The following is a 9,754-nucleotide window of genomic DNA, read 5'->3' as shown; positions in this document are numbered from 1 at the left end:
CGAGAGTATGATTAACAGTCAGGGACTGACTTAGCTAATCGTTTGAATTTAGACTATTTTTTTAGATTTAAAAAATCTAAATTAGCATTACCGCGTAGTACAGCGCCTAACGTAAACAAGCAAAAAGTATATTTGCAAGCTAATGTGCCACGCAGGTAACACTACGTGCGTGGCCTACTAAACAACTCTTTTTTAGGGAATGATGATAGGGGGTAGTGAGTTTAAAATACCGATTGCTTCTATAATTGAATTAATAGCATTGTTTATAGCTAAAGCAGCTTCTTCAGTGCCTGTGATAGCTTGAACTAGCGATAAAGCAATGGTAAGTATACTTAATGTGTTTGATAACATGCCGGTTATAATAATGGCCATACTTTTTATCCTGCCGTGAATCTATGTTTGTAAATTTTTAAGCCTTGCTTTTTTCTTAAATATTGTTGTTGAGGGTTAATCTATTTTTTAAAATTAAATATAATGAAGGAAGCGTAATGGCTTCCTTCATCACTAATTAATTATCTGAAATTAGTAGGTATAGGTAATGAACCTAATATACCTAATGCACTAGTAACTGAAGAAATTGCAGCTTGTATGGGCGCTACAGCGGCTCCAGCACCTGGGACTACAGCTAATAATGCTAATACCGTATTTAAAGTAGCCAAAACAGGTGTTAATATTCCGATAATTGCAATTGGGGGCATAATTTTTTTCCTTTAATAATAGGTGATAATTTTTTTCAATGAAGCATTAGTGCTCCAAGGTAATAACTTTATTATTTTTTGTTATTAAGTGAGCATAAATGGAGAAATCGTCGAATGATCTCTATTACAATAGATTTTTTTATTAACTATTGTTGTTTATAGATATAAATTATCACTGATCTGGAAAATAAAAAACTGATATTTATAGCAGTTAGTGAGAAGATATGAAGCGATCTGCAGGTATGCAGGCATAGGGATTACAAGTGGAACGCTCACAGACAAATATTCAAGTGAAGTGGATAGGTGTCATTTGCTTAGCTAAGTAATCTATTAATTCGTATGAGTAATGTTCATTAATCCTGACCAATCTTTTTCCAGAGTCATTAATTTAGGTTTCAAGAAATGCGATTCGAGATCGATTCTTTTTAAAGAGTCTTGGATATTGTTAATATTACCTTGCATTGCATCGCATTGCGTGCATAGTTGCTGATTTGAATTGAATAACTCTATAGATTGATCCAATAATTGTTGTATTTTTTTTTCATTGTTATCCAGATTTTCTATTTCTCGTTCCTTTGCTACTAATTTATCTTTAATTTCATTCAATGCCGCATCGAAAGGTTTTATACTTTCTAAAATTAGTGCAATAATCCAACTGAAGATCCAGAATACCGTCATATACCCATCAATTTCAGCTTTTTTGGCTTTAATTTGTCGCTCGATCACTTCTTTTTGGCCATTTAGCCCTTCTTTTTCTGCAGTCAATTTTTCAAGCGTAGTTTTTGTATCGCGAATAGATTGCGCTAGATCATCGCGGATATTGCTGAGTTGATTTCGGGTGGTAATGGATTGGCTTTTGATATACGTTACTTTATCGTTAATCGAGTTTAATATTTCAGTAAATTGCTGGATAGCTAAAGTATCTCCTGTTAACACGCCAGGTAATGTATCTGATAGCATTTGATAGTTTTTTCTAAAACTTGGATCATAATCACGAATGATATGAATGAGTGGCGTCATTACATCTGTGGATAAATTTATGGCGGAATAGGAAAAATAGGCGGGGTTAATGTCGTTGGATCGGGCTAAATTAAACATGATGAGCAGTTCCTTTTTTTGTGTCGATGAACAAATTACGCTTCTGAGTTATCTTTTGAATTTTCAGCAATAATCGTTTGCATAAAACGTCCATTTTTTACTCGGGGTATACCCAATAGGTTTCGGTCATAAGCATCTATCGTACTGACTACCTCTAAATGAACCGAATTTTGAAAATTGATCGCTTTTTCATGCAGAGCAGATAAATCGTTGTGCGTTAATGACCATTGCTGCTTAATATATTCAATATCGTTAGTATCTAGTTGGGTTACAAATTTTTGTTTTAATAAAGAAAAATTATCGGTTAATCCCTGCCAAGCCACAGCAAGATATTTTATGCTATCTTCAAGCAGGCTTATAGTTTTAGTGAAGCTATCCCATTGTTGAATCAATGCGATATAAACAGCCGTTTCGATACTGTATTTTTTTAGTTTTTCAATGCACTCTCTGTATTGAATCAGTGTATGTTGTAATTTTGCTTGATAAAGGGAAGGCACGGGTTTGTTATCTGAAAATACTTGGATATTACCGGTGATGATAGGAGTAGGCGCCGCTTTAATTTCTTTAGTGGGTTTAATTTGCGGTTTTGACAGATCGGGTTTAGGTTGCGGTTTTTTATCAGGTATATATTCAGTAATCAATGAGGTTGATATTTTTAAAATATTTTTGGTTGAATGCAAAGCGCCACTGGCAATCTGAGCATTATTCTCGTTAATTTCTTTCGCTAGTGTTTTAAGTAACGTTTGTAGCGGTACTATTTCAGTTTGTTCGCCAATATAAAGCTGTTCGGCTATTTTCTGAGTATTTTTTAGCGTATCTGTTAGCTTTAGTTGATCATTGAGATATTTTTGCAGTTCGGTGGCGAGTGTATTAGAGTTATCTTTTTTTTCTACCATGAGCTTGATTAAATCTTCAATTGCTTCAATTACATCTGCCGCTAAACCTGTTTTTTCACTTTCATCTGCTTCATTAAGTGTATTAAAAAACTCATTGATATCGAGGTAATAACTATCAAAAAAATTATAAAAGCCAGTTATTTCAGTAAAAAGAGCCAAGATTTTAGGAATATACTCATCGAGATACGATCGAGCAATATCACGCATTTGTGTCTGTAGGATTTTTATATCTAATAATTTTTCTAGTTTGATATTTTTTTGTAGTAACAAAGTAATCGCTTTGGCTTGACCCAAACTTTGTCCTGTCATCACCTGATTCAACGCGATAGGAAAATCGGCAGGCGCTAAAGATTTGATCGTTTGCGTAATAGGCTGAGCAGATTGTTGATTATCCTCGAAGATAAAATGGTTCATTTTATAATCCTTATAAATAGAAGTAGTGATGTTTTAACAAGTTAAGTCGGCAAGCTCGGTTAACGGTAATATCCAAGGTTGAGGACTAGCAAGTCGTTTGGTTGATATACTGAGCGCAGGGAAAGAATAGAATATTTTTGCCAGTCTCAGTGAATTCGCTAATTCAGAATCAACCTTAACTTCTAAACTACCATTTTTTTGCGCGTTTACTGCTTGTTGTTTTAAATCATCAAAATTTTTCTGTGCCGTTTTTAGTTTATTCACTAGCATAAAGCGTCTTTCGGGATTAATAATAGTGACTGAGCTTTCTAATTCTTGAAAATTATTCTTAATAGTAACCCATGCTTGGCGCATATTCTCTACCGCGGTATGCGCATGGGTATTATGAGTGGTTAATGCAGTAAAATGATTTTTGGTGTTTTCCAATGCCGCCATTTCATCTTCAAGTTGTTTCATTTTTTGTAATGCTTGCCCATAGTCGCGTTGTTTGTTTTCTAGATCAATGGAGGCAGCAGCTACCATAGCGACTCCGGTTACGGTGGTAATAACACCGGCTACGATTAATTTCACTGCTGCTCCACCCGTCACGACTGACCCAATAGCGCCTATCCCTATCATTACGATTCCACCTACTATTGCAACTGCTCCACCGGCAATAAGGCCTATATTTTTATCGATGGCGGTCGTTATTGCGTCAATATTTTTTCGAGTTATCGCAATTTCTCCTTCACTACCGGCATAAATTTGATCGGCATCGGCAACAATACTCTGAAAATTATGATTATCAGACTCTAAATCGGTTCTAAACAATGAGAGTTTATCAATAAGTTGTTGGGTTTTACTTTCTTTATCTTGAATAGTTTCTTTAAGATCAGAGATGCCTAATTTAAAATTTTGTGCGTTTGTATCATTGGCTTCTTGAATCTCAGCGGCAAATTTAATTAAATCTTCCCAATAAGAACTCGATAGATTGCAAAATCCTGATACATCGGTATAGGTAGCATTAATCTTCGGAACCAGATGATTTAACCAATGCCTTGCATGTTCACGAGTTTCTTGCTGTGTTTTTTCAATCGATTTAATTTTATCGAGCTTAATATTTTTTTGAGTAAGACAAGTCGCGATGTAGGTTTGCACCAACGAAGAATTCGTATGAACGCTACCCATGTTTTCTTTTATCAGTGCTGAGGCAATGAGATCATCCTCGGATGCAGAATAGGATCGAGTCATTATCGGATCATAAATCTCTAGAGTTGAATAAATGCGCACTCTATTTAAGGTATTCATAGGATAGTTTCCTTGGTAGACTGAAGCATAAGCAATCGTTGCCTTTACTAACGATAAAAGCGAATTGATTAACAATCATAAAGGAATAAATTTTTTAAGAAAATTTAAATCAACATAAAGTATTTCATCGATTATAAATTTTTAGTGGGAATCATTTTTAATCGTACCCTTCGTCACACTGGATTTTTCAATAAAGTTAAAATACTGGTGCTACTTGCTCGTGCCTCAATAGAATTAACGGCTGAAATTAAATTGGCTAACTCCGCACTGGAATAATGCGTAGTCACCCGTTGACTTTTATGACCGAGTAAGTCTTGTCGATCTTCATAACTGACATTTGCTGCACGTAAGCGACGACCAAACGTATGTTTTAGATCATGCACGCGTACCTGTGGAAGCTGGGCTTTAGTTCGTGCATGTAGCCATGCCGAATTTAACATTCGTGATAAAGGTTTATTGCGATAAGTGAAAACAAATATCGGATGATTACCACGTTGTTCTTCGATCACTTGCTTGGCTTGTTGGTTTAAAATAACCAATCGATTCTGACGATTTTTAACTAAGCTGGCAGGAATAATAAAAACATAGGTTTTTAGTTCAGGTACGATCACTTGCCAACTCCATTGTAAGCGACAAATTTCTTGATCTCGACAACCGGTATTCACTGCAAATAGAGCCATCTGTTTTAAATGAGTCGGTAAATGATCAAACAAGCGTTTTTCTTCTTCTTTTGCTAAAGGGTAGGGTAAACGTTTATTTTGCTCAGGTAGCAAGCGAATTTTTGGCGCACTGGCTATCCAACTTAGACCATTTTCGTCTAACCATTCTTGAGCAGCGAGATTTAAAATGCGACGCACCACTTGCAATCCATAATTAATGGTTCGATTTTTTACTCCAGCTGATTTACGTGCCTTTATGTAGGATTCTAGATTGCCATGATGGATCGCTGTCAGTGCCAAATCACCGATAAACGGATCCAACTGTTTTAATAAGCGTGCATCGGTACGTAAACTTGCTTTATGTTGATTTTCGTTTAGAAATTTAAGCGCAGCTTGCCGAAAACAACGAGTCGGTCTTATTCCGTAAATACTGACTTGGCGAATTTCTTCGAGTCGATGCATTAAATATCGCTCTGCTTCTGCTAATGATGATGAGCGTGTGCTTTCTGAAATTCGTCGACCATAAATTTTTTTATTGATATGCCATATTGAACCTCTTTTAACTAGTCCAGGGCTACGTTTTTTTCCCATTACTTCATTCCGTAACAATCATACTCAATGCGTGATAATCCAAGTGATAGCAGTATTTGAGTGTTGATAACATTTGCAATTTTTAATTCGTTTTATGGTTGCTAGGATTAGTTTTTTTTTCCAAAAGTTCATCAACCAACTGTTGAAATTCTTCATTCACTATTTTTTTTGTGAGAGTCGAATGTTTCTTTTCTCTTAGTAAGGTTAGCATTCCATGATGTTGCCAGTGCATTGTTCGTTGTGCAGGTTTGCCTTGATGTTTCTTAAATTCATTAGCCCATTGATCAAGATCCAAGCGATCAAAAGCAACTCCTTGTTGGCCAATTTTTAGTGTGACTAAAAAAGGTCTTACTTCATTATTAAATCGATTTCTATCCATACCTAAGTATTTTGCGGCATCACGTAAGCGAATTAAACGAGGTTGCATAGCTGTTCCTAATTCTCACTAAGTATTTACTTGATCGCACTAAGATACCAATTATGAAGTAAAAAAATTTAATTTTTATTGGTTAGACTTTTTGTAGAACGAAAATAAAAGGATGTGAGTTCATGCAGGAAGCAATGTTAGATAAAGCAATTTATAGTTTAGGTTCAGTTAAACATATGGCAAAAAAGTTAGGTATTCATCGTGAACATATCTACGCCTGGATCAAAGGGGTGAGCAAGATACCTTTAGAATATGCTTTACAAATTGAATATTTAACCGGGGGTGAAATTAATTGGAAAGATTTAGTACCTTTTCATATTGTGCAGCGTTTAAAACATTTAACCTTACAATTACCTAAGTTTGATTTACCTCCTTGTGAATTGGTTTATGTGGCTATAGAACGCATAAAATCTGAAAAATATACACTATCAATTTCTGATGAAGATAAATCGATTCCACTTCATAAGCATCGCCCTATTTGTGTTGATGAAGAGAATACGTTGATCTTTGGTGAAAAAATTTTTTATTTATATAAATACTATACAAAAAAAACGATACCAGCTTGGCGAGTTTCTTTATCTGATTTAGCCGATGGTCATTACATGAGTGAATTATTCGTTAAAAATTTTCTGATCAGTGAACGTGTTGACATAGGCATGGCATTAGAAAAATTTTTAGGTAATCGACAAGGCTATCGGACTGATCTGGCTAAATTAAAAAACCAAGTTGATTTAAGAAAAAAAAGAAATATCAGCAAAAAAAATGATAAAAAGACTCGACTTGTGAATAAAGATGCACAAGTTATGCAGAAAAAAATGACACCCTTACGTCAATTAATCGCCAATCGATTAGGCTTTGGTAGTCATTTTACTTATCAAAATGCCAAAAAAGTAAAGCTTTATGCGAGCACTGAATTAATATCTCAAGTCGATCAACGAAAGATAAGTATTTCTAAGGCGGCTAAATTAAGCCCGGTGTTATCTAATCAAAACAAACGATTAAAAAGAAAATTACCGCAAGTAAAGCGCAAGCTGATGGTTTACCAATAAGTTCTCAGTCTATTTCATTGAATAAGGGAAATTATGCGTTATCGAATGTTAGATGTCAGAATTTGGTGTGATAAAAAATTTCGATCGTTAACCCCGATCAAACCTAGCGGCCAGGCACTTTTTCTTTATCTGTTAAGTAATCCGCACACAACCTCAATTCCTGGTCTTTATCGCGCAGGTGCGGGTGCTATGGCAGAAGAATTAGCGTGGTCATTAATAGGATTTCAACGTGCGTTGAAAGAAGTGATGACTCAAGGCTTGGTGAAAGCGGATCTGAAAGCGCGTGTTATTTTTATTCCTAATGCGATTAAATACAATAAACCACAGTCACCTAATGTAGTGAGAAGTTGGGCGGTACATTGGGATGAAATTCCAGAATGTGCATTGAAAAATGAAGCCTATTATAAATTAGAGTCGTTTATTAGAGGCTTAGGCAAAGCCTTTGCATTAGCTTTTACAGAAACCTTACACCAATATGAAGTAAAAGATTCTAAGCAATCAAGGGCTAAGCCTTGCTCTAATCAGGAACAGGAACAGGAACAGGAACAGGAACAGGAAGAGACTGAAGGCTCACAATCCCAACCCCAAGAACGTTTGCCTATAAATATCAATCATTCCCATGCCTCAAGCTCAGAATTTTTATTAACGATACCTCTCGATGGGAATGTTGTTTATCAGGTAACACACCAAGAGTTTAAAAAATGGCAGAGTATTTATAGTGAAATTGATGTTCTAAAAGAATTGCACAAGCTGGTTATTTGGAATGTTGCTAATCCTGATAAACGTAAACAACGTGCTAATATTTTGAGACATATTCATGCTTGGCTGGCTAAAGAACAACAACAAAAATTGCAGTTTTCTTCTGCACGTCATTCATTTCCGATTACTTTTGAACATAATGTACAAATCGCTAAAAAATGGTTGACTACCGCTTTAGACCATGATCAACCCTCTAATAAACAAAATAATTTTCAATTATTAAAAGGAAAAAAAATTTTATGATCACGCAGGACCAGGAGAAATTTACTCAAGGATTAATGGTCCTAGCTGAAGTGTATAATCGCAAACTTTCTTCGTTATTGTTACATACCTATTGGAATTGTTTAAAAAAATATTCTTTCCTCGTGTTTGAATCAACTTTATGGGATTTTTTAAAAAATCCAGACTATGCCAAAAGAAATTTTCCAAGTCCTGCCGATTGGATAAGAGCAATAGAAGGTGATACAGAAAGCAAAAGTTTAGCGGCTTGGATAGAAGTTATTACTACCATTCGTCAAGTGGGTCATTACGAGAGTGTGATATTCGCCGATCCATTGATTCACGGTGTGATTAGAGATATGGGTGGATGGATTTTTTTATGTCAACAACCAGAACGAGAGTTGATTTTTTTACAAAAAGAATTTGAACGTCGTTATCGAAATAATTATGCGTTAAAAAAATTGGCAATAGTACCGCAGTATTTAACTGGACAAATTGAACATCAAAATAAATTAAATGGTTTTACTGAATATATTCCTAGACCTAGGGATATAAAGCAAATCTTAAATTCTAATCATTTAAACACTAAGGAGGAAAAATAAACCTAATAATAGATTTTCGTACAACTAAATTTATAATTCATTTTAAGGAATAAATAATGTTAAAACGTTCACGATTTTTATCATTACTGATTAATTGTTTTCCATTGGTAAGAGAGTTTCGATTGTATAAAAAAATGCGGCATAAAAAATTAAAAATGAGGCGTAAATTAGTAAAAAATGATCCTAAGCATTTAAGGCGTTATGTCATACAGTCAGGGACGATACGTCGTTTGTAACAGACTAGAGCAGCGAAAGCTTATTTTGTAGTTTTGCCCACTAAAAAAAGGTTTAAACTTAGCTTAGAGACTTAAAAAATTTTAAAAATTACTCAATATTAAAGGATTAAATTTTTTTCTTTATGTAACGTTATAGGAAATAAAACGATGAAGTGTTTAAATCCGTTTTGTGAATATGCCAAAACTCGTGTTATTAATTCACGTAAAACAGGGGAGGGGAGAAAAATCTTACGCAGAAGACATTGTCCAAAATGTAATAAGCGTTACACCTCGATTGAAGTGTTAGCGTATTTTGGGTATCCCAATGCGCAAAAAAGAGCGTCATTAAATCTATTACTAATGACTTATTAACCGAGGTGATTACGGGTTAATCGGATGCGTTATGATTAACTCGTTTAATTTAGCGAGGTCGATATGAAAACGATAGGCGCTTGAAGCCAAGGCGCATTTTTCAGCGTTACTCGATAAAGTTGAAAAAGGTGAGCAAATCGTTATGACTAAACATGGTCGCGTGGTGGCAAAGTTGCTCCCCGCGACCGCCGCTAATCAATTACGTATTCAACAAGCTATTTTGGCACTCAAAGATTTGATCCTTGGGCATCCCTTGAAAAGTGATTGGAAAAGCTACGTGATACGGGACTAAATTGGGAGTGAGTTTAATTTAATAGAAGCTTTGCGAATTGATTTATTAGAGTAGAAATTTTGACGCGCAAAGTTCGCGTCAAGACTTTTTTGATCAACGGTTTTAGTAAGTAACTGATTGTTTTTATAGAACTTTAATTAAAGCAGAGGCAGTCGAGAGTATGATTAACAGTCAGG

The 9,754-nt window shown here is 35.0% G+C and carries 12 protein-coding genes and 1 pseudogene; 6 read left to right on the top strand and 7 right to left on the bottom strand.

Annotated elements, in window-relative coordinates; all coding sequences use genetic code 11:
• Window positions 1–192: 192 nt before the first annotated feature.
• The 7 genes from A1D18_RS00210 to A1D18_RS00180 all read right to left on the bottom strand — a co-directional run bounded on the left by A1D18_RS00210 (window position 193) and on the right by A1D18_RS00180 (window position 6,070).
• On the bottom strand, window positions 193–372 hold the full coding sequence (locus tag A1D18_RS00210) for a hypothetical protein (RefSeq protein ID WP_071661816.1): 180 nt from the start codon (window positions 370–372) through the stop codon (window positions 193–195).
• Between the two features lie 140 nt (window positions 373–512).
• Window positions 513–698: a hypothetical protein gene (locus tag A1D18_RS00205; RefSeq protein WP_071661815.1), complete on the bottom strand. Its 186-nt coding sequence runs from the start codon at window positions 696–698 to the stop codon at window positions 513–515.
• 330 nt (window positions 699–1,028) lie between these two features.
• Window positions 1,029–1,796 carry a hypothetical protein gene (locus A1D18_RS00200; protein ID WP_071661814.1) on the bottom strand — a complete coding sequence of 256 codons (768 nt, stop codon included), beginning with the start codon at window positions 1,794–1,796 and terminating at the stop codon, window positions 1,029–1,031.
• A gap of 35 nt (window positions 1,797–1,831) precedes the next feature.
• On the bottom strand, window positions 1,832–3,106 hold the full coding sequence (locus tag A1D18_RS00195; RefSeq protein WP_071661813.1) for an HBL/NHE enterotoxin family protein: 1,275 nt from the start codon (window positions 3,104–3,106) through the stop codon (window positions 1,832–1,834).
• A gap of 33 nt (window positions 3,107–3,139) precedes the next feature.
• Window positions 3,140–4,393, bottom strand: a complete 1,254-nt coding sequence (locus A1D18_RS00190) for an HBL/NHE enterotoxin family protein (protein WP_071661812.1) — start codon at window positions 4,391–4,393, stop codon at window positions 3,140–3,142.
• Between the two features lie 173 nt (window positions 4,394–4,566).
• Window positions 4,567–5,643, bottom strand: a complete 1,077-nt coding sequence (locus A1D18_RS00185; RefSeq protein ID WP_071661811.1) for a tyrosine-type recombinase/integrase — start codon at window positions 5,641–5,643, stop codon at window positions 4,567–4,569.
• Window positions 5,644–5,725: 82 nt separating this feature from the next.
• Window positions 5,726–6,070, bottom strand: coding sequence for a hypothetical protein (locus A1D18_RS00180; RefSeq protein WP_071661810.1), 345 nt, complete (start codon window positions 6,068–6,070; stop codon window positions 5,726–5,728).
• Window positions 6,071–6,192: 122 nt separating this feature from the next.
• Between A1D18_RS00180 and A1D18_RS00175 the strand changes: the two genes are divergently transcribed.
• The 6 genes and pseudogenes from A1D18_RS00175 to A1D18_RS00155 all read left to right on the top strand — a co-directional run.
• Window positions 6,193–7,119: a YdaS family helix-turn-helix protein gene (locus tag A1D18_RS00175; protein WP_071661809.1), complete on the top strand. Its 927-nt coding sequence runs from the start codon at window positions 6,193–6,195 to the stop codon at window positions 7,117–7,119.
• Window positions 7,120–7,152: 33 nt separating this feature from the next.
• Window positions 7,153–8,121, top strand: coding sequence for a hypothetical protein (locus A1D18_RS00170; protein WP_071661808.1), 969 nt, complete (start codon window positions 7,153–7,155; stop codon window positions 8,119–8,121).
• On the top strand, window positions 8,118–8,699 hold the full coding sequence (locus tag A1D18_RS00165; RefSeq protein ID WP_071661807.1) for a DUF6475 domain-containing protein: 582 nt from the start codon (window positions 8,118–8,120) through the stop codon (window positions 8,697–8,699). The genes A1D18_RS00170 and A1D18_RS00165 overlap by 4 nt, the downstream gene beginning before the upstream one ends.
• Before the next feature lie 56 nt (window positions 8,700–8,755).
• Window positions 8,756–8,935: a hypothetical protein gene (locus A1D18_RS00160; RefSeq protein ID WP_071661806.1), complete on the top strand. Its 180-nt coding sequence runs from the start codon at window positions 8,756–8,758 to the stop codon at window positions 8,933–8,935.
• A 147-nt stretch (window positions 8,936–9,082) separates the two neighbouring features.
• Window positions 9,083–9,286, top strand: coding sequence for an NrdR family transcriptional regulator (locus tag A1D18_RS06895; RefSeq protein ID WP_216095000.1), 204 nt, complete (start codon window positions 9,083–9,085; stop codon window positions 9,284–9,286).
• A 94-nt stretch (window positions 9,287–9,380) separates the two neighbouring features.
• Window positions 9,381–9,578: pseudogene (locus A1D18_RS00155) on the top strand (type II toxin-antitoxin system Phd/YefM family antitoxin); the annotation flags it as partial.
• Between the last annotated feature and the right edge of the window lie 176 nt (window positions 9,579–9,754).

Source organism: Candidatus Rickettsiella isopodorum, assembly GCF_001881495.1.
Taxonomy (GTDB): Bacteria; Pseudomonadota; Gammaproteobacteria; order Diplorickettsiales; family Diplorickettsiaceae; genus Aquirickettsiella; species Aquirickettsiella isopodorum.
This window is presented reverse-complemented; position numbering and strand designations above follow the sequence as displayed.

Bases quoted from the DNA above. Each gene is read 5' to 3' on its own strand.
- A1D18_RS00205 (WP_071661815.1), bottom strand. From the start codon at position 698: ATGCCCCCAATTGCAATTATCGGAATATTAACACCTGTTTTGGCTACT.
- A1D18_RS00170 (WP_071661808.1), top strand. From the start codon at position 7,153: ATGCGTTATCGAATGTTAGATGTCAGAATTTGGTGTGATAAAAAATTT.
- A1D18_RS00190 (WP_071661812.1), bottom strand. From the start codon at position 4,393: ATGAATACCTTAAATAGAGTGCGCATTTATTCAACTCTAGAGATTTAT.
- A1D18_RS00175 (WP_071661809.1), top strand. From the start codon at position 6,193: ATGCAGGAAGCAATGTTAGATAAAGCAATTTATAGTTTAGGTTCAGTT.
- A1D18_RS00185 (WP_071661811.1), bottom strand. From the start codon at position 5,643: ATGGGAAAAAAACGTAGCCCTGGACTAGTTAAAAGAGGTTCAATATGG.
- A1D18_RS00195 (WP_071661813.1), bottom strand. From the start codon at position 3,106: ATGAACCATTTTATCTTCGAGGATAATCAACAATCTGCTCAGCCTATT.
- A1D18_RS00200 (WP_071661814.1), bottom strand. From the start codon at position 1,796: ATGTTTAATTTAGCCCGATCCAACGACATTAACCCCGCCTATTTTTCC.
- A1D18_RS00210 (WP_071661816.1), bottom strand. From the start codon at position 372: ATGGCCATTATTATAACCGGCATGTTATCAAACACATTAAGTATACTT.
- A1D18_RS00160 (WP_071661806.1), top strand. From the start codon at position 8,756: ATGTTAAAACGTTCACGATTTTTATCATTACTGATTAATTGTTTTCCA.
- A1D18_RS00165 (WP_071661807.1), top strand. From the start codon at position 8,118: ATGATCACGCAGGACCAGGAGAAATTTACTCAAGGATTAATGGTCCTA.
- A1D18_RS00180 (WP_071661810.1), bottom strand. From the start codon at position 6,070: ATGCAACCTCGTTTAATTCGCTTACGTGATGCCGCAAAATACTTAGGT.
- A1D18_RS06895 (WP_216095000.1), top strand. From the start codon at position 9,083: ATGAAGTGTTTAAATCCGTTTTGTGAATATGCCAAAACTCGTGTTATT.